The following is a 25,461-nucleotide window of genomic DNA, read 5'->3' as shown; positions in this document are numbered from 1 at the left end:
TTTATAATGAATGGAGAAGAATGGTGTTAATATGAATTTATAAGATCTCGGATTTCACTTTTGGAGTGTGACGAAGGCTGTACAGGGGGGCAATATGAAAAAGTATCATTCCGTTTTAGCTGATATGGAATACCAAATCCGGGAGGGCAAATACAGCCCTGGGCAAAAGCTGCCCTCCGTGCGAAGTGCCGCAACATTCTACAACTGCAGTGTCAGCACTGTTCTGAGGGCATACGGTGAGCTCGAAAGAAAACACACGGTATATTCTATTCCGCAGAGCGGATATTACATGGTGGAGAAACCTGAAGACCTGGAGCCTTCCACTGGCCATGAGACTCTGGATTTTGCTTCTGCTTCGCCCGACCTGAACGTGTTTCCGTATTTGGATTTTCAGCATTGTCTCAACAAAGCGATTGATATCTACAAGTATCACCTGTTCACCTACAGTGATGTTTTGGGATGGGGGACGCTGCGTCATACTTTGGTATCTCATTTGGCTGAATATCAGGTGTTTGCCAAAGCGGAGCGGATCATCATCACCTCTGGCATCCAGCAGGCGCTCGAAATTCTGGCCAAGATGCCATTTCCAGGCGGAGGGACACAAATTCTCGTCGAACAGCCCGGCTATGACATCTATCTGCGTTATTTGGAGGGTGAGGGCCTGCCAGTCAGCGGAATCGCTCGTTCGGCGACGGGAATGAATCTGCAGGAGCTGGAGGAGCGGTTCAGGAGCGGGGATGTGAAATTTTTCTATACTATGCCCAGGTATCAAAATCCACTCGGAACCTCCTATAGCGCAGAGGAACGGAGAACCATCGCCGGATTGGCTGCCAAATACGATGTTTATATTGTTGAGGATGATTATATGGCTGACCTGGGTGCAGAGCGGCGTTTTGATCCCATCTATGCGTATGATCAGACTTCACACGTCATTTATTTAAAAAGCTTCTCCAAGATCATCTTCCCTGGCCTCAGACTGGGTGCAGTGGTATTACCAGAAGTCTTGCTGGAGGCCTTCCGCGCACATAAAGGATATACGGACACTTCCCTTTTGTCTCAGGCGGCACTTGAGATCTACATCAAGAATGGGATGTATGAGCACCACAAGCACAAAATAAAAGACCTGTATGCGGAGAGAATGCATGCTCTGTATGCGGCCCTTGAACGACATAATACAGAAGGTTTGATTGAGGTGTCTCCCGGTAGTTCCGGTGTCTACGTGCAGTTGAAGCTGCCGGGAACGATGAACCTGGATCGTCTGCTTAAACGTCTGAAAGAGAGAAAGATTAGCGTTGTGTCCGGCAGGGGGTTCTATTTATCCGATTATCAGGAGCGAGAGAAATTTATACGGATTAGCATTTCACGTGCCCGGCTCGATCAGATTGACGAAGGCATTAAGGTGATTATCGAGGAGGTTAAGCGCACGGGTAGGTGGTAGATTGCCTGCTCTATATATTTTTATTTGTGTGGGAATGTATGCTAATAATATAGAGGCAGGCTTGCATGAGAAGCCAATTTCGGAAAAAGAGAGGCGAATAAGTTATGAAACCAAATAATGAAACCCTGGAGCTGTTGAACCGACATGGATCGGTCCGTCAGTATAAGGATACACCTGTTAGCGAAGAGCAGCTTGCGGCTATCATCGGTGCAGCCCAGATGGCCTCCACCTCCAGCAATGTTCAGGCGTACAGCGTCATCTCAGTGACCGATCCTGGATTGAGAAGCCAGCTAGCCGCATTAGCCGGAAATCAAGCCTATATCGAGCAGGCTCCTGTCTTTTTGGTCTGGTGTGCGGATCTGTATCGTCTGCGGGAAGCATCCACGCCGCATCTGGTGGCAGACAGTCCCACATATGAGGACACCACGGAGAATCTGATCGTTGCTACCGTTGATGTGGCCCTCGCCGCGCAAAATGCAGCTGTAGCGGCAGAGTCGCTGGGGCTAGGCATCGTCTATATCGGGGGTATCCGCAGTAAGATTGCCGAGGTGTCGGAGTTGCTGGGTCTTCCAGATTTGGTCTACCCTGTATTCGGGATGTGCGTCGGTTATCCGGCAGCAAGGGCAGGGCTGCGTCCGCGCTTGCCGCTTCAGGCTGTGTTGCATCGCAACGGCTATGATGCAGCGACAACTCTGGAGCAGGCCAAAGCTTACGATGAAGAGAGTCGGGTATACATGCGTGAACGGACTGGAGGCGCGAATGACACACCTTGGTCTGCAATGATGGCAAAACGAATCTCAGAGCCCGCTCGTATGCAATTGAAAGACTTTTTGCAGGCGAAAGGCTTCTTACGTAGATAATCCGGATTCATATGCAAGGAAGCTACAGGGGAATTATAGCGAATCTATAACGAACCAAAGATAGTTCTTGTAGAAGTGATTAATGTGGCAATTAGCGAGCAATCAGAAATCCAGAGAACATCCCCCGGGAGCGTAGGCTTCAATCGGGGGATTTTTTAATGGGAAATTTTGTACATCTATAATAAAAGGAAAGTGGTATTATCCAAATAAATGAAATTGTGGAAGTTGATCTCGACATACGGGTGACAATTGTCAACTTAAAGCAGTGACACTCCATACTAATGTCATCTTCTTTTTGACATTAATATTAGATACATGGAGCAGAACGCAACGGATTACGGGAGGGAGCAGGACATGGAGACAGTGATTGCAATGAACGGCGTCAGCAAAGTATTCAAGGGGAAAAAGGCGGTAGACAACATTAGCTTTAAAATATACAAAGGTTCGATTACCGCCATTCTGGGGCCAAATGGAGCAGGCAAGACCACAGCCATTCTGATGATGCTGGGTCTGCTGGAGCCCACTGAAGGATCCGTAACCATCTTTGGGCAGCATCCCAAAGACAAGTCAGTGCGCGAGAAGACGGGTTCCATGCTGCAAGAGGTTAGTGTCATGGACCGCCTGAAGGTAAAGGAGATCATTAGTCTGATCTCAAGCTACTATCAGTACCCCATGGAGCAGAAGTTACTGGTAGAGGCAACAGGTCTTGACCCGGCAGATCTAAACCGATACGCCGAGAAGCTGTCGGGCGGCCAGAAGCGTAGTCTCGGCTTCGCGCTTGCACTTGCTGGAGATCCGGAGCTGCTGTTCTTCGATGAGCCGACGGTCGGGCTGGATATTACCGCCCGGCGGCGGTTCTGGGAGAAGGTGCGTGGGTTGGCAGAACAGGGGAAGACGATCCTGTTCACCACTCATTATCTGCCGGAAGCGGAGGATATCGCTGACCGGATTCTGCTCTTCAATCGGGGAAGCCTGGCGGCAGACGGCAGTCCGGATGAGATCAAGGCGAGAATCGTGAAGCGTTCGCTGTCTTTTTTAGAGCCGGCTGATGGACTGGATCTTCAGCAGCAGTTGCTGGCTCTGCCTTCCATAGACGGCTGTTACTATAAGGACGGACGAATTTTCGTGACTACAGAAGACACGGATGAGGCTTTGCGGGATATTTTTACGGCGGGTCTGCCGGTGAAGGATGTACGTATTGATCAGGGACGGCTGGATGAAGCCTTTGAACAGCTTACAATGAACCAAGAGGGGGCAGTTTAACGATGAGAAGCCTAACGATGCAGTGCAAAGCAGAAATGCTGCGGATTGTGCGCAACCCCTACTATGTATTCTGGTCGCTGCTCATGCCGATCATGTTCTATTTTATTTTCACTAGAGTCGTGAACACGGGCGATAGCGATCCAACCTGGGCAGCACATTATCTCATGTCGATGGCGGCCTTTAGTGTGATGGGATCAGCGATCATGACGCTGGGGATTCGTCTCGTGCAGGAGCGTTCACAGGGCTGGACGACCTTTATCCGCATTACTCCGCTGCCAGGATATGTGTACTTTTTGGGCAAAATGTTCGGTCAAACGATGATGCACCTCTTCTCGATCATCTGCATTTTTGCGGCAGGCTATCTCATTAACGGGGTCTCGCTGTCTGCCGCTCAGTGGTTGCTCTGTGGATTGTGGCTACTGGTAGGCTCCCTGCCGTTCCTCGCGATGGGGACGCTGGTGGGTTCGATGAAACGGGTCGATACGGCCAGTGGTGTCAGCAACGCCGTCTATATGGCCCTTGCTATAACCGGTGGCATGTGGATGCCGCTGGAAATCTTGCCGCGTCTGATGCAGAAGATCGGAGTCTGGTTGCCTTCCTACAACTATGGAAACGGCGCCTGGCAGATTGTGCAGGGCTCGCATCCGGAATGGAGTAATATCCTGATTCTGCTCGGTTATCTCGCTGTATTTATGTTACTATCGGTGTATATTCGCAAACAACAGGAAGCGGTGTAAAAGACAATGAGGCAGTGGCAGTTCCGGTTATTTCCTAAAAAGTTAGGCATCTTCCCATTCATTTGGGTGGTTTATATGATCCTGCCGATTTTGAATATGCAAGAATATACCGGAATCAAGCTGGCGGTGGGCTATGCCATGGTGGGCTTGTTCGCTGTAACTTATCGCCAGCTGTATTGGGCTCAAGGCCGGGCATTTACTTTGTGGCTGGCCTTGCAAATGCTGCTGATTTTACTGCTTTGTCTATTTTACAGTCCCCAAAACGTGTATCTAGGTTTCTTCACAGCCAATTTTGTCAGCTGGTATAGTGATAATCGGAAATTCAATATCATCTATTCCATCTTCGTGGTACAGGAGTTATTCCTTGTGGGTTGGGGACTTAAGACGATAGAAGGTACGGAGTTATTGTTTCTACTTCCATTCATTATAATCATGCTGATTTCGCCTTTTGGGATACGTTCTATGTTCCGCCGCCGACATCTGGAGCGGGAACTGGACGAGGCCAACGAGGTCATTAAAGAACTGGTTAAACGTGAAGAACGCATGCGTATCGCCCGCGACTTGCATGATACGCTGGGTCATACGCTCTCACTGATTACCCTGAAGAGCCAGTTAGTTGAAAAACTCGTGTCCAAGGATACGGACCGCGCAGAGGCCGAAGCGCGGGAGATCCAGCGCACTTCCCGTGCCGCGCTGCGGCAGGTGCGTGAACTGGTCTCCGAGATGCGGGCTATCACGGTGGCCGAGGAGTTAACTGAGGCCGGGGAGATGCTGCGGACGGCGGAGATTGCCCTGGAGATTGAGGGGGATATTTCCCTTGGGGAAGTATCCGATCTCAATCAGAATATACTCAGCCTCTGTATCAAAGAGGCTGTCACCAACATTGTGCGGCACAGCGGGGCCAATAAATGTGTTATCAGTATTGTGAAGAGTGAGGGACAAGTGAGAATCATGATCCGGGACAACGGGCATGGATTGCACGGTCAGGGTATCGCAGATGCTGGATTCAGAGAGGGCAATGGCCTGAAGGGAATGAATGAACGCCTGTCCCTAATTGATGGCTCGTTGACCATTAATGCCGACGGAAGCAAGGGTACAGTGCTGACTGTAATGATTCCCTTAGTGGTCAAAGAACGAAAGGACGGGGAGACTGCATGATAAGAATCATAATCGCGGAGGATCAGCGCCTGCTGCGCGGCGCCATGGCTTCCCTGCTGGACCTGGAGGACGATATTGAGGTGGTCGGAGAGGCGGGGGACGGCGCGGAGGCGCTGGCCCAGATCGAGAAGCTTCAGCCGGATGTCTGTCTAATGGATATTGAAATGCCGCGAATGAGCGGGTTGGAAGTTGCTGAATTATTGAAGAAGAAGGGCTCCCGAACCCGAGTAATAATCCTGACAACCTTTGCCCGGCCGGGTTATTTTGAACGGGGTGTGAAGGCGGATATACAAGGCTACCTGCTCAAGGACGAGCCTGTTGAGAAGATCGCGGGTGCCATCCGCCAAGTCATGCTGGGGCATAAGGAAGTATCCCCGGAGTTGGTCTTTGGAAGCTTGCGGGAGGAGAATCCGCTGACCTCCAGAGAGCGTGAGATTCTGAAGCTGGCCGGGGGAGGTCAGACGGCAGGCGAGATCGCGGCTACATTGCATCTTTCTTATGGCACAGTCCGCAATTATATTTCCGAGATTCTGAACAAGCTTGAAGTGAAGAGTAGAATTGAAGCGGTAAGAATTGCTGAGGAGAAGGGCTGGATTTAGTGTTAGGATTATTCCTATTAAAAATAAGTCGCTTCTAATAAATAAAGTTTTCATCTTTGATTCCAGTGTGAGTTAACATATTTCTTAGCCGATAAATCTGTTTGAGATCATTCTTCAAATGATCTTCAAAGTTTTGGATTTGTGCAGAGATGTTAGATGTAATGTGTTGTGTTCTGACTTATTAGCGAATCAGGAGCTATATGAGAAGGATCGCAGTGTAATTAGCGGCATTTTCGTATCTTAAATCCTCTGCAGCTAGGGGTTAGTGGAGATTAAGTGCAATATTGTACCTTAAATATTCCAGAATAGACCATATAGTATGGTTTTTGGAAAAATAAGATGCAATAATGCCCTTATGTCCCTCATTTGTCTTTATTAAAGGAAAATAAGGTACAAAAATGCTGTTAATTGAGGGGAGATCCCTCTTTTTTACTGTTAAGAGGACTGGCGAAGGGGGCTACACCGCTTCTAGTGGTTGAAATCTGTCGAGAGAGAGTCTATGATCCAGTGCTAGCTGTCCTATCGAAAGAGAACTTTGCGGGAGCGTGCAACGGACTGGTTCAGGTACAATAGATGGGTAATTAACGAGTCTTCTGGTCTCTCTATCCTAAAATAAACCCAGTTTCGCCTTTGTGTGCGGAACTGGGTTTATTTTATACTCGACTCTTGGCCTGCTCCTCACGCATCCACTGCGAGAGCTGACGCTTCAGCGCGAGGAATTCTGGCGTATCCGCAATCTCCTCGCGGCGCGGGCGTGGGAACGGCACATCTACCGTGTGCAGAACCTGGCCAGGACGACCGGAGAAAACGTAGATACGATTCGAGAGGAGCAGCGCCTCTTCAATGTTGTGGGTGATGAACAACACGGAGCGGCGGTTCTCCTCCCATAGCTCCAGCAGCCAGCGCTGCATTTCACTGCGGGTCAGGGCATCCAGCGCACTGAATGGCTCATCCAGGAGCATCAGCTCCTGCGGTGCAAGCAGCGCCCGGAGAAATGCCGCGCGCTGCTGCATACCGCCCGATAACATATGCGGGTATGCCCGCTCAAAGCCGGCGAGGCCGACCTTGGCCAGCCACTGACGTGCTTCTTCGCGGCTGCCGCCGCGGGCAGCGCCTTTGATCTCTTGGGACAGGAGGACATTGTCCTCGATGGTCCGCCAGGGAAAGAGCGCAGGCTGCTGCGGCATATAGCTGATTTCCCCGCGCTGGCCGGTAACGATTTTCCCATTCATGCTGACTGTTCCACTGTCCGGCTGCTCCAGGCCGCCGATGATATGGAACAGCGTGCTTTTGCCGCAGCCGGAAGGGCCGAGAATGGTCACGAATTCTTGTTGATCCACCTTTAGTGAGACATTGTTTAATACAGGAGTAGAGTTACGGCGCTGGGTGAAGGTCTTGGACACGGCGCTGATTTCCAGCGCAGGCGGCAATCCGTGCAGTCCGGCAGCGCTAGTTCTAATCTCGTTTTTCACCAGCTCATGCGGTGGTGTATGTGTGAGTTGAGACATTTCGGGAATCCCTCCTTTCTAAGGGTTGCGGCGCGGCTTCCAGCGCACCAGCCATTTTTCCAGTAAGGCGATAATAGCGAAGAGCACCAAACTCAGCAAGACAACAATGACGATGGCAACGAACATCCGGTCGGTACGGTAGGCTGATTTTTGCAATTGCATATAATACCCGATCCCCTTGTCGGCGCCGATCCATTCGGCAACCACGGCCCCCATGACAGCATAGGTGGCTGAGATTTTAACCCCGGAGAAGATCGCGGGCAGAGAATGAGGCAGCTCCAGCTTGGTGAAAATCTGCCACTTGCTCGCCCCCGCCATTTTCATATAATTCAGCATCACCCGGTCGCTCTGTGCCAGCCCGCCCATGGCGGCCACGGCGACAGGGAAGAAGCAGACCAGCGTAATCAGCACCATCTTGGGTAGCAGTCCGAAGCCGAACCAGATGACAAGCAAGGGACCTAGGGCGATGGAAGGCACGTTCTGGCTCAGAATCAGCAGCGGGTAAAAAGCACGCTTCGCCCAAGGCATCAGGTGCAGCAGCAGCGCTACCACAAGCCCCACACCAGTACCGATGGGAAAGCCGATCAGCGTCAGCTTCAGCGTAGCCAGCGTATGGTCCCAGATGCCAGCTGGATTACCTGCAAATTCATGACCGATATCTCGGGGACTGGGCAGAATCCATTTTTCAATATCAAAAAAGGATACCGCTAGCTGCCATACCGCTAAAAAGAAGACGACCGCCACAATGGGCGGCCATATCTGCTTCCAGGACGATCTCACGGGCGATATTTCTCCGTCAGTTTGTCCATGCTGATTCCGTTCGGATTGTGGGCGATTTTGATCTGGGAGATCACGCTCGGGCTGCCGGCTTGGACCAGTGCTTCATGCATCTCGCGCACGACTTCTAGCAGGTCGTTCAGTTCGCCTTCCATTGTCGTTTCGAGCGGATTCACCTGATGCTTCACACCGGACTTCTGAATGACCTCGATCGCTTTATCGACATAAGGGATGGAATCCTCATTGTTAGGGGTTTTAGGGATAACTTGAATGCTTAGCAGTGTGTTCGCCATGGTTGATTCATCCTTTCGATTATCAGTAATGTTTGAATTATTGTGCAGGCAGGAAATCATTCGTAAACGCCTTGGTGGTATCTACTGGTTTCTCAAGCAGCTTAAGGCCATACATCCAGTCGGCATAGTTCTTCCAGACCTCAGCCTTTTGTTCGCCCCAGCGCGGCGCATCATCCTGATATTTTGGACTGAGCCATTTCTGACTGGCCATCACAAGTTTCGGATCGAGATCAGGGACGGCTTTGATCAGAATGTTCGCGGCATCCTCTGGATGCTCGATGGCGTATTTGTAGCCTTTAGAGGTCGCTTTAACGAAGGCTTTGACGATCTCGGGATGCTCGGTGATCTCTTTCTCGCTGGTGGTCAGCACAGGTGTATAATAATCGAGCTGTGGAGCGTAGTCCTTTACATAGAGCATGTCGATGGGTTCCCCGCGCAGTTCAGCTTCAATACCGGTCCAGGCATAGAAAATCCAGGCGAAATCAATATCCCGCTTCACAGCTGTAAAAAAGTCGGCTTCGCCCATATTGATGATCTTTACCTTTTTGACATCGGCACCTTCCGGGTCCATGATAGCTTTGAGTGCTGCTTCTTCGACTGGAGAACCCCAACCTCCATATGTTTTTCCTTCAAAATCCTTCGGAGAGGTAATCCCCTTGCTCTTCGGGGCCGCAAAACCAGACGTATTATGCTGAATGATCGCGGCAAGCGAGACCAGCGGTACGCCTTGCAGACGGGCCAAAGTCAGGCCTTCCTGATATCCGATACCAAAAGCGGCTTCACCAGAAGTAACCATCGTGTCCGCACCAGCTGCTCCGGGCTGCACAATCTCAACATCCAGTCCCTCTTCTTTGTAATACCCAAGATCTCTTGCAACATACACCCCCGTGTGGTTCGTGTTCGGTGTCCAGTCGAGCGCGATCTTGACTTTGGTCAGTTCTTGCGGCGTGCCTGACTCCCCGGCAGAGGCTCCGGTGTTTGTCTTGCCGGCTTCCTTGTTGCCTTCGGCAGAGTTATTGCTGCCGCATCCGGCAATGGCGATAACGAGCAGACAGGTCAGGCCCAGTATAAGCAGTTTCTTGACTCCCATTTTCTTCTCTCTCTCCTTTTGGTACCGTTCCTCCGCAGTGACTGCGTCAAATCCGGCGAATTCCCCGTCTTCACACCGTCACCCGCCACCTAAAATACAGGCAGCGCGATTCAATTCCCCATGAATTGTGTTAATCGGAAATATACCATAAAAAAAGCGTCCCGAAGATGAACGGGACGCGGCTTTGCGCAAGGATGGCATTGGCTCTAAAGCAGCCATGCTCAATTATGGTTCCTACGCTGGCATTATCCAGATCAGGTATAAGGGTCAGTATCTTGAGGGATACACTCTCAGCCGGCCAATTCCAGCCCCCCTGGTGCTATGAAGTTAACGGGTGATGCTTCTTGCTTACGGTGTAATTATAGACTCCCGTCTTTTCGTTGTCCAGCAGCTTTGTTGTTCATTTTGAAGTTGGAGGCAGGAAAGAGGGTTATCATAAACTATTTAAGGGGTGGGATTATCATGAAAAATAACCAACATTTAATTGACGAAGAGACGGTAGCTAGCATCAAGGCACTGGATGAAGATGGCGAAGGATTGTTCGCCGGACTGATTGGGATGTTCAAGACCGATACGCCGCCGAGATTGGAGGCGCTTCGGCTAGCCTTGGACAGTAGCGATTCTGCGAGCATCGCCGGAATTGCCCATAGCCTGAAGTCAGGCAGCCTCAGTATTGGCGCGGGGTACTTTGCTTCTCTGTGTGCAAGTATTGAGCAACAGGCCCGGCGGGGGGATCTAACCTCCTCACGGTCGCTAGATTCCCTGCTGGTCTCTGTTTTTACGGATACGTGTCGTGCGTTGGAGCAGCAAATGGAGTAGTAACGAAGGCTAATTCTGATATTTGAATTTTTTCCGGCGGCGGCTCCGGATGCTGTTCCAAATCTCCCGCACAGTCAGGATAATGCTGATGACAATGCCACTGAAGGTCAGCATTAACGCGAAATACTGGAATAAGGAATATTGCAGCATTTTCCCCCATTGAATACTTCCTTCCAGGTCGTCGATCACCTGATTCATTCCGTATATACCGCTTACCACAGTGAAGACAGTCAGAATCATCAGCAGCATATCCCGTCGTTTCGACTGGAACTTCACTTGGTACTGAAACAGATCATTTAGTGTCTGCTTCACCTCGTCGAATAGCGCATCATTGCCATAAACTTTGCGGAGCTGGAAGAAAATCTCCCGGCCCTGCGACTGTGAGATCAGCTCCAGAAAATAAAATTTGGCCGAGAATTTATTGATGTAAAAGATCAGATCCTCAATATCGTCATCATCCCGATTGATGCGGAGCCGGGAGTGCATATTCGCGAGCTTCAGCAGGACGATCTTATGAAACATGCTAAGTAGCAGGCCGTAATAATATTCGCCATACATTTGATTGGCAAGCTTTACGGCGAGTGGGCGTTCCGCCCGGCTGATGCAGCAGAAGGTCTGTTCATTGGTCATATAATACGTCTCTGGACCCCAGCGTTTATAGGTATGCTCCTCGCAATATTGTTCAATGTAACCAGGATCGCTCGCGCTGATGTAGGGCCGGCCCGCGGCATCCAGTCCATCCAGCTGGGAGGCACGGTAGCGCATGCTCAAGGGGATTTCGTCGGCATCTCCTTCCGGTTCCAGACCATAAAAGGCTTGCACCAGCATACGTTCATCCACGAAAAAAGGCAGCGTTTCGAAATAAGCCCCGTTCAGCTCGGACTGGTCCAAAAACGGCTTCAGCCCTTCCGCCAGATAATTAAAGATAAAATCCTCGACCTGACTAAAGGTTCGTTCTCCGCTATGGATAACCGTCTGTTCGTCCTGCACACTGACATTCTCAAGGGTACGGAAGCGATCAGCAAATTCCAGAGCGATGCTGAAGGGGGTTTTTTCTTCTTCAATCTGCACCCGCAAGGTTACAAATCCGGTTTGAAATGGGCAAATGAACAGGTCTGTGGAGAGTACCCGGAAGGCTACATTCGCTTGTGACATTTCCATCCGGCAGGACAGACCATTCACACGCGAGAAGCGGCGGAAGGAATCCTCGTCATCCTCCTGAGGGAACAATAGGTGGGCAGCGAAAGGCAGATAGGTGCGTTCCATTTTTTCATGGGATACACAGTATTCATTGCCATAATAAGCGCCTTCCAGTTCTTTTTTATCGAGGGAAAAAGAAGTGTATCCGCTCTTTCGTAGCTCAGAGATCAGTCGTGCAGACGCTCCCTGCTTGATGGAGAAGGGAAAAATAAACTGGAGCAGCGCGGTATGAAGTAGGGGTTCGGTAGATAGCATATCCATCATGAGTTCCACCTTATGTGCAGGATATCAATACAATCTACATTACCCCAAAAAGCGAATTGTGATTACCCGGCCTCAATGGCCGGGTGTTGTGTGTCCGGAATCCCGTCCGGGACGTATTCTCCATGCAGCAATGCTGAGCAAGAAGAGGACAGTAGCAAATGCCGCAAGTAGTCCTGCCGTTTGTGCCGCTTGCAGGTGATCCATTGACCAGCCGGTAAGCAGCGGCAGGATTGCTCCGCCAATGCCGCCGGAGGCAATCATGATGCTTGGCGTGGATTCCTCGGTGCCCGGCATTAATTTGCTGGAGAAGACCAGTGCGATGGAGAAGAGGCCGGACATGAACAATCCCAGTAGAATGATAATGATAAAGGCCACAAGATGGTGTTCAGTGAATGGAAACAGAGCCAGTAACACCACAGTCAGCAGGCAGCTGCCCAGAACATAGACGCGGTAAGAAATTTTCTCCGCGAGCACCCCGGCGAACAGCCGTCCTATCGACATAGCCAGCCAGAAGCAGGTAACGGTCAGGGCTGCCCCTGATTCCGACATGCCCAGCTTGGCAATGAAGATGGCGGGCATGAAATTCACCAGGCTCATTTCCGTGCCTACATAGATAAAGAAGAAGACAATGAAGATCCCGAGTATGAACCACTGTTTGCCCTTGTAAGGAAAGCGCGGCGTGTGACTGTCTGAAGTCTCGTTCGTCACTGGGCGGCGTGGACCGCGGTCATCCAGCAAGGACTGTAGCTTGCCGAACCGGCCCTTGCTCCAGAAGATCAGGGCAACTAAGGAGAAGGCAGCTACAATCAGGAAGCTCAGCTTCCACCAGCCGAAGGCGATCAGGCCGCTGGAGATTAAAGGCATAAGCAATGCACCGACACCGAATAGAACTTCAAGCCTACTCATGGCAACAGCGGTGCCTTCTGTGACTGCGGCAATAATGACAGTGCCGATGACGGCTTCGACCATACCAAAGCCAAAGCCTGCGGCAACAGCGATAACATACATCCAGCCCCACGGTGGTAAGAAGGTGTAAGCAACCTCGGCAACAAGCAACAATGCAGTGGCAATGAGAATACCACCGCGCTTGCCGAAGCGGCGATTCAGAAAGGGAGAGATCAATACACCGGCCAGGAAGCCGGCAAATTGGGTGAAGATCAGCTGCCCGCCAGCGCTGTAGCTCTGGTCATAATGCTCCAAGAGCACGGGGAGAATAGAACCCAGTACTACATGAGCCAAGCCGATCACAAAGTAGGAGAGACAGCCAAGCCAGATCAATTTTTTCACGTTGGAATACTCCTTAACAAGTTAAGTTTATGGAACCGCACCCGGATTCAATATGCCCAGAGCGGGTACACTATCTTAGGCACAATCATTATCATAAGTCTAATTGGCAGATGTGGATATATAAACTTATATTTACACTCGCCAGGAAGGAGATGTCTTGAATAATGAATCCAAAGGATCTGGAACAGAGCATCATCAAGGCACTGGATGACAACAAGTTCGGCTCTTTCGGAACCGTTGAAGCGGGGAACAAACCGAAGGTGCGTTACATGGCGGTCTTTCATGATGGACTTAAAATTTATTTGGCAACGGACCGCAAAACCCATAAGGTAGAGGAACTGAAGGAGAACCGTAACGCTTTTCTGCTGCTTGGCTATGAAGCCGGCGGGGGGAAGGATATACTGGAGATTGAAGCGACCGTAGACATTACAAAGGACGAGACCCTTCGTTCCAAGGTCTGGAATAAGGATCTGGAGCCATGGTTCAAAGGACCGGAAGATCCCGATTATGTCATTCTGGAGCTTACCCCGTCACGTATCGAATATATGGGCAAAACACAGGAACATGGTGTCTGGGAGAGACAACCAGCAGGCAGTGTAAAATAATCCTATATTAAACGAACAAACAGCAAGCTTCCTATAACGGGGCTTGCTGTTTGTCATTCTCAGCTTAGGGTGAATAAAAATTGCGATATAGCCTCGCTGGCAATGCTGCCCTACATTAGGATGTCTGAGAGACCCTCAACCTTCCGCTGGAGCAGTTAATGTTCGTTGTCTGCGGCGCTAGCGCTTCCATGGACAGCAGATCATCTTTTTCTTATAATAGATGAAAGTGATCGGGTGATCCGGTGAATTGACAGAACTGTGGAGGAGGGCGAAGTCATGGAGCCAGCAGCAATTGAAGAGTGCGACAACACATGCCACGGTTCAGAGTTGGAACCAGAAGATGTGTCCTTGATTCTGCCTGACCGGGAGACAACAGACAAGATGGCCGAGATGTTCAAGGCACTAGGCGATCCGACAAGGGTGCGTCTCATCTATGCTCTGTCACAGCGGGAGCTGTGTGTGCATGACCTGTCCGACATTCTGGATATGGGCCAGTCTGCCGTATCCCACCAGTTGCGGTACTTGCGGAACCTGCGGATTGTGAAGCGTCGCAAGGAAGGCAAGACGGTGTATTATTCGTTGAACGATGCGCATGTGGAGCAGATCTTCATGCAGACGCATGAGCATATCAGACATGAATAACTATTGATGCATACAGCAATAGACCGCCTATGGCGGTCTATTTTAGTGTGTGGATATTTAACCGGCTTGGTCTATTCCCGAAGGCAACGGTGTTCTTTTTAAAGATAAAGCAATCCATATCGCATAGGCAGCAAGCACCACCACGATAAGGAGATCATAGCCGATAAAGCCTTCGGGACTATCATTGCCCACGAATCGAATCAGGTTATGTAAAAAGTGGAACAGAATCAGTGGAATGATATTGTTATTCTTCACCATCAGCAGAGCCAGCACTATTCCTATAAGAAGAGCGTATACGATCTGAAGCAGGGTCTCGGTGAGATTTTGTCCGGAAAGAGCATTCAGAATGTGGGTGACTGCAAACAGGATACTGGACGTCGCTACGGCGACCTTCACGCTCTTGGTCAGCAGCGTCTTCAGGATTAGTCCCCGGTAGAGGCCCTCCTCCACGAATCCCACCAGCAGGGTGAAGAAGAGATAGTATAATGCATCGGAAAGTTCGATTTTTCGAAATCCATTTAACGTAGTAATAACAAGGATTAGCAGCAGCGGGGCATAATAAATCCAGTTCGCTGCAGGAATGCTACCTAGCGGGCGAAAGCCCATATAGCTCCACTTGTGCCTGATTGTAAAATAGGCAATTAAGACAAGCGCGATAGGGACAAACGCAATAAGCACAGGTGCAGTGTAGCTGAGCTGTTTGATGGTAGCGTAGGCTCCGGCGGCTATCATGGCGACCAGTAGCAGCCCTTCAATAATAACAACGGCCCATACCGGGTGTCTCTGTGAAAATGAAGAATTAACCTTCAGGTTTGTCATTGCAGAGCCTCTTCCTCTCCATAATTTCTTTTAACCACTGCTTCTCCACCATCCCCTTATCGGTCAGTCGTTTGAGTACAGGGTAGAGACTGCCAAAATTGGCCGTGTGAAAAATCTCTACGGAGCTATCAAAGGTTTTTTCAAACCAGAGCTGCTCCCGACCCCTTCCATTAACATCCATTTGACGCAATTCATAATTACATTTATTTGTAATAATGTCAAACGTTTATTTCAGTATGTAAAAAAGCTGCCCTGGCCATAATCAGGATGGCGGGGCAGCGCTAAAACTTTACACCTTTAACTCTCCGTGCTGGAATGGGGAGGTCTCGATCTGGATGGTAGTATGATTGATATTATATTTATCCTCGATTAGAGTAACTGCTTGCTGCAATATTTCCTGAGCTCTTCTGTCATCTTCAATCCGCAGGTGGCAGCTTAACGCATTGAGTCCTGAGGTAATGGTCCAGATATGCAGGTCATGAACGTCGGCAACACCGCTAATTTGTAGCAGAGTTTGTCTGACCTGATCACTGTTAACTGCAGGCGGTGTCCCTTCCATAAGGATGTGGAACGAATGTCTGAGCACGCTCCAGGCACTTTTGAGTATCAGAAGAGCTACCAGCACACTGATAATTGGGTCAGCTGCATACCAAGAGAACAATTGCATGATCACACCAGCAACAATGGCCCCGACTGAACCAAGAGCATCACCAATAATGTGGAGATAGGCACTGCGCACATTGAGGTTATCTTTCACATCACCTTTGCGTATCAAGACCCAGGCGCTCACCAGGTTGGCAAGTAAACCGATGGTAGCGATGATTATCATAGAGCCGCTGGCGACAACGGGTGGTTCGAGCAGGCGTTGCCAGGCTTCCCGGATAACAAGTCCGGCAATCACGAACAGCATGACGCCGTTGAATAGTGCGGCCATGACCTCAAAGCGGTAGAAGCCGTAGGTATTTTTGGAGGAAGCCGGTTTAGCGGCAAATATCATTGCTACAAGGCTCAAAGCCAGCGAGGCAATATCGCTGAGCATATGACCTGCGTCGGAGAGTAGGGCAAGACTATGAGTGAAGAGTCCGCCGAAGAACTCCACGAACATGATCCCCGAGGTAATGATGAGGGCAATCAAAAGCCCTTTTTTATTATTAGGTGCGTGCGAATGTCCATGATGATCATGCGTATGATCGTGATGGGAATGCCCGGGTTCTTCATGAGAATGTCTGCCGGATTGTGGATGATGGTTCATAGAAAGACCTCTTTTCAAATAACATATGAATAACTGCTCATATATTAATAATAAATGTCTGAACCAGGTATTTCAAGATGTTTTGAATAAAGTGAGGACATTTCATTATTCTCAGATAGGAGGAGGGAAATTATGCATATGCACATTGACACTCCAAGATTGGAAGGCATATAATGTGGTTAAGTTAACATATGAACAAATACTCATATATGATTATTTGAGGGAGATGAGTAGTTTGAATACGATTCAGGGAACGGTAAAACGCCAGTGGGAGCTGGAAGGACTGCACTGCGCAAACTGTGCAATGAAAATTGAAGATAAAGTGGGCAAAATCGAGGGGGTGTCCTCCTGCTCCGTGAATTTCGTGACCAAGACGCTAACTATGGTTACAGACGAGAACCATGCGGAAGCGGCCGGGGTGGAAGCGGCGCGGACCGTCACGGCGCTGGAGCCCCATGTGAAGCTAAAGGAGAAACTGGCTGGAGGCAGAGCGATTCCGCAGGCTAAATCCGGTCATGAGCATGGGCATTCACATGAAGAAAAGGGACATACACATGATCATGGAACCAGTCATGATCATGGACATGGGCACGCCCATGGCGATGAGGATGGTCACGGGCATACGCATTCCCATGGGGAAGGCGACACGCGCCGAATCTTGACCCGCCTGGCAGGCGGAGGGATTCTTGCTGCGGCAGGGATGCTGCTGCCGGTCAACGGAGCTGTCGAACTGCTGATCTTTCTCGCCGCTTACTTTATTGTCGGTGGCGAGGTGGTGCTGCAGGCAATCAAGAATATCGTCAGAGGTCAGGTGTTTGACGAGAACTTCCTGATGGCGCTGGCAACGATCGGCGCATTTGCGATTGGGGAGTACCCGGAAGGGGTCGCCGTAATGCTCTTCTATCAGGTCGGGGAGCTGTTCCAGGGCCTGGCGGTGAATCGTTCGCGCAGATCGATTACGGCGCTGATGGATATTCGCCCCGAGTTCGCCGAACTTAAAGTCGACGGCGGTACAAGACGTGTCTCGCCAGAGGAAGTGGCAATTGGTGACATTATTCTCGTCAAGCCCGGTGAGAAGGTTCCGTTGGACGGAACTATCCTTGAAGGTAGTGCGATGATGGATACCTCAGCGCTGACAGGTGAATCGGTACCACGCTCTGCGGGTCCGGGCAGCAAGGTCTTGAGCGGGTTCATTAACCGCAACGGGGTAATTACCGTGGAAGTTACGCAGACGTTTGGAGAGTCGGCAGTCTCCAAGATTCTGGAGCTGGTGCAGAATGCGTCCTCCAATAAAGCTAAGACAGAGAACTTTATTACCAAATTCGCTCGTGGCTATACGCCTGTAGTAGTGATCACAGCGCTGCTGCTGGCTGTTGTTCCACCGCTTCTGATCAGTGGAGCAACCTTCTCTGACTGGATTTACCGGGCACTGGTCTTTCTCGTGATCTCTTGCCCTTGTGCGCTGGTCGTGTCGATCCCGCTTGGCTTCTTCGGCGGTATCGGGGCCGCTTCCCGGAGCGGTATTCTCGTGAAGGGCAGCAATTACCTGGAGGCGCTCAATGATGTTAAGGTCGTTGTTTTCGATAAGACGGGTACCCTGACCAAGGGGCAGTTCAAGGTCACTGGTATATATCCGGCGGCAGGCAGAAGTAAAGACGAACTGTTACGCATGGCCGCCTATGCGGAGAGTCATTCGAACCATCCGATTGCGGAATCTATTCGGGCCGCTTACGCTGAGGAAATCGCTAAGGATGCCATCTCGGATTATAACGAGATTTCCGGTCACGGCATCTCCGTGAATGTGGACGGTAAGGCCGTGCTGGCCGGGAATGCCCGACTGATGGAACGGGAGGGCATTGCTTATCAGGTGCCGGAGCAGAGTGGCACAATCGTGCATATCGCGACCGGCAAGCAGTATGACGGATACCTCGTCATTGCCGACGAGGTGAAGGAGGATTCAGCGCGGGCCATCTCGGCGCTGAAGGGACTTGGCATCCGCAAGACGGTCATGCTGACCGGCGATGCTGCTTCTGTGGCGGAGGCTGTAGGCCGCGAACTCGGCGTAGACGAGATTCACGCCGAGCTGCTGCCGCAGCATAAGGTTGAGGCTATTGAGCGGCTGGAGCGCGAGAAGAGCGGGCGGGAGAAGATTATTTTTGTCGGGGATGGAATCAACGACACTCCAGTATTGGCGAGAGCAGATGTTGGCATCGCGATGGGCGGACTAGGCTCGGATGCGGCAATTGAAGCTGCGGATATCGTCATCATGACCGATGAGCCTTCGAAGATTGCCACCGCCATCGGCGTGGCTAAGCGCACACGGAGAATCGTCTGGCAGAACATTGGGTTCGCACTTGGTGTTAAGGCGATCTTCCTTCTGCTCGGCGCATTCGGGATCGCGACGATGTGGGAAGCGGTCTTCTCGGATGTTGGTGTCACTGTACTGGCTGTACTAAACAGTGTTCGCGCACTAAAAGTTGAACAACAAGGTTAAATCCATTATAAAACCTCCAGTGTCTGCACATTTATGAGTGCTTACGGACTGGAGGTTTTTTGGTTTGTTCTTATTCAGGCTGAGAGAGACTGAGGCTGCTAATTCCTGAACGCACGATTTCACAAGAAGCGCCGAATTTAACGGATTCCTCATCATTCAGGTTCAGCTCCAGCAATTCATGGATGCCGCTGCGCCCAATAATGGCAGGCACACCTGCACACACATCCTCCTGCCCGTATTCTCCTTCCAGAATTGCCGAGACAGCAATAATCTTGTTCTCATCGTTCAGGATAGCCCGGGTAATGTAGGCCAGGGCACTGCCGATTCCAAAATGTGTTGAGCCCTTGCGGGTAAAGATCTCCCAACCGGCATCCTTTGTCTTACGGGCGATGTCGTCCAGATCCAGGTGACTGAATCGTTCGCGATGCTGCTCCATAATGTGGAGAATAGGTTTGCCGCCAATGGTCACATGTGACCACGCAACGAACTGGGACTCCCCATGCTCGCCTAGCGCGTATCCGTTCACGCTGCGAGGGTCGATGGAGAAAACATCGGATAGCAGCGTCTTGAGCCGGGAAGAGTCAATGGAGGTGCCTGTGCCGATCACCCGGTGCCGGGGGAGTCCGGACATTTTCCAAACCATATAAGTGACGATATCGACCGGATTCGCCGCAATGACGAAGATGCCGTCGAAGCCGCCAGCCATAATTCCGGCCACAATTTCTTTTGTTATTACAGCTGCAGCGTCAAGTACATCCAGTCTGGTCTGACCAGGCTGCGGGTTAGCACCCGCCGTGAGAATAACAACGTCCATTCCAGCACAGTCACTGTAGGTTCCGGCGTATACCTTAGTTCGGGTACCTGTGAAATCCATGCAGTGGGAGAGATCCAGCGCCTGAGCCATGGCCCGATCGTAGGTCCGGTCGATCATCATAATCTCATCGCAGATCGATTGATTAACCATGGAGTAGGCACAACTGGAGCCCACCATTCCGGAGCCGACAATCGCTACTTTTCTTGTTTTACTCTTCAATTTGTAAATCCCCGCTCTCTCAAAAAAGTCTGCGATTTGCTGCTTAAAGTTTTCTTGCGCATATCTTTATTCTAGCCGATCATCCAGAAAGTTACCTGACATACAGTGAAAAAAGCGGAGGGAGCGTGTCCCTGTTCATCTCAGGTTGTACATTAAATCAGCGGGCTTTCGTGAGGATAGATACATTGCTACATGCCGTTGTTCGCAAATGTATTGTCTGCATTAAAAAGAGCATTCATCAAACCGTTAGGCTTGTTGAATGCTCTGTCGTGAGATAGTGCTACTGTCCTCGGACTAAGATTAAGATTGTGGAATCCGTGTTTCTGGCGGCACGATCACATTGTAGCGTTTATACATGAACAGTCTCCAGTGGACAATCATGCCAAAGGCCAGGATGAAGAACAGCCCCCCGGATTGCGGTACCGAGACATAGCGGTTAATGAACTCATGCAGCAGTGTGCGGACCAGTAGCAAGCCGAGTAGAATAAACGCGAAGCTCTTGGAGCGCTGGGCAAATACCTGTCCGTCCCGTTGCTCGAAGCTTGTTGTACGGATAAGCGGGTAAGCAAAGATAAACCAGCCGACCAAAAAGGCAATAGCTGCCCACCATAGCGGAAACCTCACCTCCGGGACGACGAACATGGCAAAGCCAGTTGACATGCCGAGGGGGGGAATCCATATTTTGCGAATGGTAACCGGGCGGGCGCTGGCCTTCAGCCGAATAAAGATCACCATCAATGCCATGATAACGGCCCCCACGGTGGAACCGATATGCAGTAGCGAGGGGTTGATGCTGCCCATAATTCACGACCTCTCTGTGATTTGAGTCACTTGTGCCTTCATTATAACAGAAAAATGATGGCAAAACATTGAAGCCTCCGTGAGGCTCCTCGCAATGCGAGGTCATTGGCATGGGGGAGCTGCAAGCTCAAAAAAACCTGCCGCTCAGGCTCCGGCAGGTTTTCCATCAATCAATATCTATGGGTATCAGTTATATGTTCCAAGATATACAGTTTATGAGCGGCTACGGCCTCCGGTCGAGCGCAGGATCAGACTTACAATGAAGATCAGCACGATGGCACCAATCAGGGACGGGAAAACATAGAAATCACTGACCTTGGGTCCCCAGCTTCCCAGCAGCATGCCACCCAGCCATGAGCCGAGAATCCCGGCAATAATGTTGCCGATTACGCCTCCCGGAATATCTCTACCCATAATCAGACCTGCGAGCCATCCGATAATTCCGCCAACAATCAACATCCATAGAAAACTCATTAGGCTTCAGCTCCTTTGTGATGTACTGTTCGATGATAACTATTAACCTGTTGCCGATTGTTTTAACCAGATGTGAAAAATTGGTACATGCTTTCGCTTTTCGCAGAATTCCGAAATTTTAGTCTGATGTATTGCCCCAGTAAACATGCTATAGTGAAAAAAATGATAATCGATAAGGAGTCGCTGCCATGGAACGCTCTGATGAAGTATTATTTTATGTGGGTACGTACAGTCCTGAGGGTGAACAGGGTATTCGTCTCTGCACCTTGAACCGCAGCACCGGGGACATGAGAGTTCTGGAGGGAACGAGCGGTATCGAAAACCCTTCTTATTTGGCAGTGAATCGCGCCGGGAGTGTCTTGTATGCGGTCAGTGAGAAGGATGAGGGAGAGGTTCAGGCATTCGCTATTGATCCTGGATCGAAGGTATTGTCACCGCTGGGAAGCATCCGCAAAACGGAAGGTGGCGCGCCGTGTTATGTCTCCATCAGCCCGGAGGAAGACAGGATCTTCGTAGCCAACTACTCGGGGGGAAATGTTAATGTGTTCCCTTTAAGTGAAGACGGCTCGATTCTGGAAATGTCGGCACAGATCCGGCATACCGGCTCTGGGTCACGTCAGGATCGGCAAGAAGCGCCGCATCCGCACTCGGTCATTCCAGGCAGCACGGGTGATCGTCTTTTTGTCTGTGACCTTGGTCTAGATCAGGTTATTATCTATCGCCAGAAGGAGGACGCGCTGGTCAAGCAAGCTGCAGTAGATCTGCCGCCGGGCTCCGGGCCGCGCCATCTGACACTCCACCCCTCTGGAAAATGGGCTTACCTGATCAATGAGCTAAACAATACGGTCACAGTATTCGCAAAAGATGAACAGCATGATGAGCTCACTGTCTTGCAGCATGTTAGTACGCTGCCTGAAGCCTATATTGCCGGCAGCGACGATTCAGGGGCCGATATTCACATCGCACCGTGTGGTCGTTATCTGTATGCCTCCAACCGGGGGCATGATAGCATTGCGTTGTTCCTTATTGATGGTGTTACAGGTCTTCTGGAGCCTGCCGACTGGCAGAGCACCGGCGGACGGACTCCACGAAATTTCGCTATTCTTGGTGGAAAACTGCTGGCAGCCAATCAGAACAGCGGTACGATTGTTTCGTTCCACATCGACGGGGACAGCGGCCGGTTGATTCCGACAGGCAATGAGCTGGAAATTCCAACCCCGGTCTGTATTAAGGCACTTAATTAACATAGAACATATTATCGAAGTGTAATTAACGACATTTTTGTACCCTAAATATTCTGTGGGTAAGGGTTTGTGGGAATTAAATGCAATTTTGTACCTTAAATCTTCCATAATACCCCTGTTAGCGTATTTTCTTCGGGAATAAGATACAATAATGATCTTATTTCCCTTTTATACCTCAATTTAATAAAAATAAGGTACAAAAATGCTGTTAGTTGGGGTGGTTCCGTTTGAATCTTCACTTAAATAGAGTACTTTCTAATTAAATACAGGCCATTCCAAGTTCATCCGGGTTACCGGAGGGGAGGAATGGCCTGTTCGATGATATGGGGTAGTTTACTTTCCATGAGGATATGAGAGCAGTTTACTGTTCGTGATGATATAAGGGCAGTTTACTTAACGTACATTTTCGGTACTTCCGCCATAAAATCCAATGTCGTCGAGCATGATTTTGTCGCCTTTTTCTTCGAGATAGAACGTAATCTCGGTCAGGTTCTCCGGCTCCAGAGCGGGCTCTACTTCCTGGAATCGCTCAAAGGGCAGTTCGTAGGTCTGGAATACGGCCTCCGTAGGATCTCCGTATTTGCCGTCGCTAACGCGTTCCTCCAGCCAAGGAAGCAACGTGAACTGAGTGTGCGGCAGCGGTAGCACGTCCATAATTTCAGACAATGGCAGGCGCGCCGAGGTGTCATTGCTATCCGTCAACTCTACCTCCACCTCAGGAGCTAACGAACTTTCCTCGTTCTCCTCTTCATCGTCGTCAGCATTGCGGTTGGCGAGGGAGAAGGACAGACCTTCCGCTTCCGACAAATCAAGGGGAGCAGCGTCTTCCTCCTTCCATTTGACCCGGTAGTAGGCTTCTTCCCCCTTTTCTGCTGTACGTTTCAAAACAACGCCATAGGTGGTTTTGCTTTTGTCTTCCCGATCCTTGGCCAGCTCCTCGGTCCAGGTCATGCCTTGGGCAGAGGCGGTACCGATACCTGCGGTATACTTGTTGCGGTCCTCGTCAAAATTGACAAGGGTACGATAGTCTCCGCCTTGGAAGCGGCTATAATACGCGGTGTCCGGCAGCCACTGCAGTCCGCTCCGGTAATCGCGGAACATCCCCCGGTATTCATCCTTGCCAAGCAATGTCGTCTCCAGAAAAGCCGACACGTACACCTTGGTAATCTGCCGCTGTTCGGCGCCATCCATGATTAGGCTGAGGTCCAGGAACAGCCCGGTGGGCAACGACTGATCGCGCAGTCCCCAGTCGCTGTTGAACTGGCTGTGATTGGCATCGGCAATGTAGAGAGAGCTCTTGAAGGCGGCTGAGCCTTCGGAGTAGGAGGAGCGGATATATTGCCGATCCCCGTAAAAGTCATGTACATCGCCATCGCGTGCGCCCTGCAGTGTCAGATAGCTGATATCCTTCAGCTTGGCTTGTTGTCCGTCAATAGCTTTATCGGTAGGTGCAAGGGCAACGACCGAAGAAATCTGGAAGCGGTCGGTTACTGTTTTCCATACAGGATCATCCTTGAACCAGCGGCCAGAATCGGCGGCCATAGCTACGGCTTGTCCGCCCCGGCTATGGCCCATTAGAGCCGTCTTGCTGAAATCAATTTTTCCATAGAACGGATTGCCGGGCTGATCCGAGAATGCCGCTAGCTGTTCCATATGCTTAAGGATTAGCCAGGCGCGTACCGTAAAGTCATTGTCGGGAATGCCCGTCCAGGCCGAATAATTAAGGAAGTTCTCGTCCAGTGAGACGGCGATAAATCCCCGGCTGGCCAGCAGTTCCCCAAGATAGGCGTAGCCTCCATCAGAATAATCCTCCATCATATGGTTGCCGTGAACGATTAGCACCAGCGGGTGCGAACCTTCCCCCTCTGGCATCCAGACCCGTCCGTTGAGGGGCAGCGAACGATAGTCAAACCCCCAGAACAGGCTGCGTAGCTTCGGCCAGCCCTTCTGGATATACGCAGAAGCATCGACCGGGGAAGAGAGGAGTGCTGCATCGCTTCTGTATTCCTTACGGTGCAGATCATTACCGCTGGCATACGTGAAGGAGTCATAGGCGTAGGGGCCGGGCTCCGCAGGATTGGAGGCAGCCAGTGGCTTTACAATGCTGTCGCTAATGGCATCTGCCCCGGGGTCGCCCGGCTTATTCTGTCCACCACCAGCCAAAGCCAGCTGTGATAACATAAGTGCCGACGTCAGCAGCAATCCAGCAGCGACTCGCTTGTTCCGCAGCAGCCCTAGAGCGATGCCGCTGAGGGCGCCAAGAGCGGTGCACAGCACGGCTATGACCGTAGAGGCGACCCAGTCCATGTTGGCGCCGTATAGGACAAGCCATACAATAAACAAATCTGAGAGCAGACAGCCTGCGAATAAGCGCGGGATGCGCAGGCCTGTCAATGCAATTAGTAAGGCGATCAGATGGCCTGCGGCTGCTAGTATTATTGTTCCCACCACAGCGGCAAGGGCGATGTCGGCCGGGATGCCGAGACCAGTTGGCATCCCCAGAATGGTTGCGCTGAAAGTCAAAAAGCTGAGCGTCCACAGACCAGCCAATGCGGTTCTCCATAGAGTTGTATCATAACGATAGGTTTCCCTGATTCTTTGTTCAATTACAGCTGAAATTCGCTTGTGCAGCCGCGGCTTTTGCGGCACCGGCACAAGTTCTAAATCCATTCCCATGACAGTGTCCTCCGAAAATTGCAGTGAGATCCTGTTGCTCCCTCATTTTATCTTATATATTGCAGTAATGACATTACTTTAAAGAAAAAAAGGTTTGACAGGCTAGAAGGGTTTAAGTATTATATCAA

General features: G+C 50.6%; 24 protein-coding genes and 1 riboswitch. Of the genes, 11 read left to right on the top strand and 13 right to left on the bottom strand.

Annotated elements, in window-relative coordinates; genetic code table 11:
* The first annotated feature begins 94 nt into the window (after positions 1-94).
* The 6 genes from ACFVU8_RS24735 to ACFVU8_RS24710 all read left to right on the top strand — a co-directional run bounded on the left by ACFVU8_RS24735 (position 95) and on the right by ACFVU8_RS24710 (position 6,055).
* Positions 95-1,438: an aminotransferase-like domain-containing protein gene (locus ACFVU8_RS24735; RefSeq protein ID WP_387430831.1), complete on the top strand. Its 1,344-nt coding sequence runs from the start codon at positions 95-97 to the stop codon at positions 1,436-1,438.
* Between the two features lie 104 nt (positions 1,439-1,542).
* The gene (gene nfsA / locus ACFVU8_RS24730) at positions 1,543-2,298 is read left to right on the top strand and encodes an oxygen-insensitive NADPH nitroreductase (protein ID WP_387430829.1); all 756 of its coding nucleotides are present in this window, start codon (positions 1,543-1,545) and stop codon (positions 2,296-2,298) included.
* Positions 2,299-2,652: 354 nt separating this feature from the next.
* Positions 2,653-3,561: an ABC transporter ATP-binding protein gene (locus ACFVU8_RS24725; RefSeq protein WP_387430827.1), complete on the top strand. Its 909-nt coding sequence runs from the start codon at positions 2,653-2,655 to the stop codon at positions 3,559-3,561.
* Between the two features lie 2 nt (positions 3,562-3,563).
* Positions 3,564-4,298, top strand: coding sequence for an ABC transporter permease (locus ACFVU8_RS24720; RefSeq protein ID WP_387430825.1), 735 nt, complete (start codon positions 3,564-3,566; stop codon positions 4,296-4,298).
* A 6-nt stretch (positions 4,299-4,304) separates the two neighbouring features.
* On the top strand, positions 4,305-5,456 hold the full coding sequence (locus ACFVU8_RS24715) for a sensor histidine kinase (protein WP_483875058.1): 1,152 nt from the start codon (positions 4,305-4,307) through the stop codon (positions 5,454-5,456).
* Positions 5,453-6,055, top strand: coding sequence for a response regulator transcription factor (locus ACFVU8_RS24710; RefSeq protein WP_379467120.1), 603 nt, complete (start codon positions 5,453-5,455; stop codon positions 6,053-6,055). The genes ACFVU8_RS24715 and ACFVU8_RS24710 overlap by 4 nt, the downstream gene beginning before the upstream one ends.
* 653 nt (positions 6,056-6,708) lie before the next feature.
* Here the strand turns inward: ACFVU8_RS24710 and ACFVU8_RS24705 are convergent.
* Genes ACFVU8_RS24705 through ACFVU8_RS24690 form a run of 4 tightly spaced genes read right to left on the bottom strand, consistent with a single transcriptional unit; the run spans position 6,709 to position 9,723 of the window.
* A complete protein-coding gene (locus ACFVU8_RS24705) occupies positions 6,709-7,563 on the bottom strand; it encodes an ABC transporter ATP-binding protein (RefSeq protein WP_387430820.1) in 855 nt (284 codons plus the stop codon).
* An 18-nt stretch (positions 7,564-7,581) separates the two neighbouring features.
* A complete protein-coding gene (locus ACFVU8_RS24700) occupies positions 7,582-8,343 on the bottom strand; it encodes an ABC transporter permease (RefSeq protein WP_387430818.1) in 762 nt (253 codons plus the stop codon).
* Positions 8,340-8,633, bottom strand: coding sequence for an MTH1187 family thiamine-binding protein (locus ACFVU8_RS24695; RefSeq protein WP_066374901.1), 294 nt, complete (start codon positions 8,631-8,633; stop codon positions 8,340-8,342). Before ACFVU8_RS24695 ends, ACFVU8_RS24700 begins: the two co-directional genes overlap by 4 nt.
* Before the next feature lie 37 nt (positions 8,634-8,670).
* On the bottom strand, positions 8,671-9,723 hold the full coding sequence (locus ACFVU8_RS24690; RefSeq protein ID WP_387430815.1) for an ABC transporter substrate-binding protein: 1,053 nt from the start codon (positions 9,721-9,723) through the stop codon (positions 8,671-8,673).
* Between the two features lie 213 nt (positions 9,724-9,936).
* A riboswitch (TPP riboswitch) is annotated at positions 9,937-10,048 on the bottom strand.
* A 137-nt stretch (positions 10,049-10,185) separates the two neighbouring features.
* On the opposite strand from ACFVU8_RS24690, the gene ACFVU8_RS24685 reads away from it, so the two are divergent.
* Complete coding sequence (locus ACFVU8_RS24685) at positions 10,186-10,542, top strand: Hpt domain-containing protein (protein WP_379467124.1); 357 nt, start codon at positions 10,186-10,188, stop codon at positions 10,540-10,542.
* 9 nt (positions 10,543-10,551) lie between these two features.
* Here ACFVU8_RS24685 and ACFVU8_RS24680 read toward each other — a convergent pair whose 3' ends face one another.
* A complete protein-coding gene (locus ACFVU8_RS24680) occupies positions 10,552-12,006 on the bottom strand; it encodes a hypothetical protein (protein WP_387430812.1) in 1,455 nt (484 codons plus the stop codon).
* A 72-nt stretch (positions 12,007-12,078) separates the two neighbouring features.
* Entirely contained in the window at positions 12,079-13,293 is a 1,215-nt protein-coding gene (locus ACFVU8_RS24675; protein ID WP_387430809.1) for an MFS transporter, read from the bottom strand.
* Positions 13,294-13,457: 164 nt separating this feature from the next.
* Here ACFVU8_RS24675 and ACFVU8_RS24670 point away from each other — a divergent pair, with 164 nt between their 5' ends.
* Entirely contained in the window at positions 13,458-13,898 is a 441-nt protein-coding gene (locus tag ACFVU8_RS24670) for a pyridoxamine 5'-phosphate oxidase family protein (protein WP_387430806.1), read from the top strand.
* A 276-nt stretch (positions 13,899-14,174) separates the two neighbouring features.
* On the top strand, positions 14,175-14,540 hold the full coding sequence (locus tag ACFVU8_RS24665) for an ArsR/SmtB family transcription factor (protein WP_066374889.1): 366 nt from the start codon (positions 14,175-14,177) through the stop codon (positions 14,538-14,540).
* 57 nt (positions 14,541-14,597) lie between these two features.
* On the opposite strand, the gene ACFVU8_RS24660 is transcribed toward ACFVU8_RS24665, so the two are convergent.
* The 3 genes from ACFVU8_RS24660 to ACFVU8_RS24650 all read right to left on the bottom strand — a co-directional run bounded on the left by ACFVU8_RS24660 (position 14,598) and on the right by ACFVU8_RS24650 (position 16,611).
* Positions 14,598-15,359, bottom strand: coding sequence for a CPBP family intramembrane glutamic endopeptidase (locus tag ACFVU8_RS24660; protein ID WP_387430803.1), 762 nt, complete (start codon positions 15,357-15,359; stop codon positions 14,598-14,600).
* The gene (locus ACFVU8_RS24655; protein ID WP_379467129.1) at positions 15,340-15,540 is read right to left on the bottom strand and encodes a helix-turn-helix transcriptional regulator; all 201 of its coding nucleotides are present in this window, start codon (positions 15,538-15,540) and stop codon (positions 15,340-15,342) included. The genes ACFVU8_RS24660 and ACFVU8_RS24655 overlap by 20 nt, the downstream gene beginning before the upstream one ends.
* A 108-nt stretch (positions 15,541-15,648) precedes the next feature.
* Positions 15,649-16,611: a cation diffusion facilitator family transporter gene (locus tag ACFVU8_RS24650; RefSeq protein ID WP_387430801.1), complete on the bottom strand. Its 963-nt coding sequence runs from the start codon at positions 16,609-16,611 to the stop codon at positions 15,649-15,651.
* A 235-nt stretch (positions 16,612-16,846) separates the two neighbouring features.
* Here ACFVU8_RS24650 and ACFVU8_RS24645 point away from each other — a divergent pair, with 235 nt between their 5' ends.
* Positions 16,847-19,105, top strand: a complete 2,259-nt coding sequence (locus tag ACFVU8_RS24645) for a heavy metal translocating P-type ATPase (RefSeq protein WP_387430798.1) — start codon at positions 16,847-16,849, stop codon at positions 19,103-19,105.
* A gap of 70 nt (positions 19,106-19,175) precedes the next feature.
* On the opposite strand, the gene ACFVU8_RS24640 is transcribed toward ACFVU8_RS24645, so the two are convergent.
* The 3 genes from ACFVU8_RS24640 to ACFVU8_RS24630 all read right to left on the bottom strand — a co-directional run bounded on the left by ACFVU8_RS24640 (position 19,176) and on the right by ACFVU8_RS24630 (position 21,413).
* Positions 19,176-20,138, bottom strand: a complete 963-nt coding sequence (locus tag ACFVU8_RS24640; RefSeq protein WP_175370861.1) for an L-lactate dehydrogenase — start codon at positions 20,136-20,138, stop codon at positions 19,176-19,178.
* Between the two features lie 300 nt (positions 20,139-20,438).
* Positions 20,439-20,939, bottom strand: coding sequence for a CcdC family protein (locus tag ACFVU8_RS24635; protein ID WP_066374857.1), 501 nt, complete (start codon positions 20,937-20,939; stop codon positions 20,439-20,441).
* A 213-nt stretch (positions 20,940-21,152) separates the two neighbouring features.
* Complete coding sequence (locus ACFVU8_RS24630) at positions 21,153-21,413, bottom strand: GlsB/YeaQ/YmgE family stress response membrane protein (protein WP_066374856.1); 261 nt, start codon at positions 21,411-21,413, stop codon at positions 21,153-21,155.
* Between the two features lie 188 nt (positions 21,414-21,601).
* Between ACFVU8_RS24630 and ACFVU8_RS24625 the strand changes: the two genes are divergently transcribed.
* Positions 21,602-22,657 (top strand): lactonase family protein, encoded by a 1,056-nt coding sequence (locus ACFVU8_RS24625; protein ID WP_387430796.1) that lies wholly within the window; start codon positions 21,602-21,604, stop codon positions 22,655-22,657.
* Positions 22,658-23,050: 393 nt separating this feature from the next.
* On the opposite strand, the gene ACFVU8_RS24620 is transcribed toward ACFVU8_RS24625, so the two are convergent.
* Positions 23,051-25,333 carry a poly(ethylene terephthalate) hydrolase family protein gene (locus ACFVU8_RS24620; RefSeq protein ID WP_387430794.1) on the bottom strand — a complete coding sequence of 761 codons (2,283 nt, stop codon included), beginning with the start codon at positions 25,331-25,333 and terminating at the stop codon, positions 23,051-23,053.
* Positions 25,334-25,461: the final 128 nt, after the last annotated feature.

It is taken from the genome of Paenibacillus sp. NPDC058177, from assembly GCF_042883835.1.
GTDB lineage: Bacteria > Bacillota > Bacilli > Paenibacillales > Paenibacillaceae > Paenibacillus_AQ > Paenibacillus_AQ agri.
Note: the sequence above shows the minus strand (reverse complement) of the source record. Positions and strands in the feature narration are given on the sequence as shown.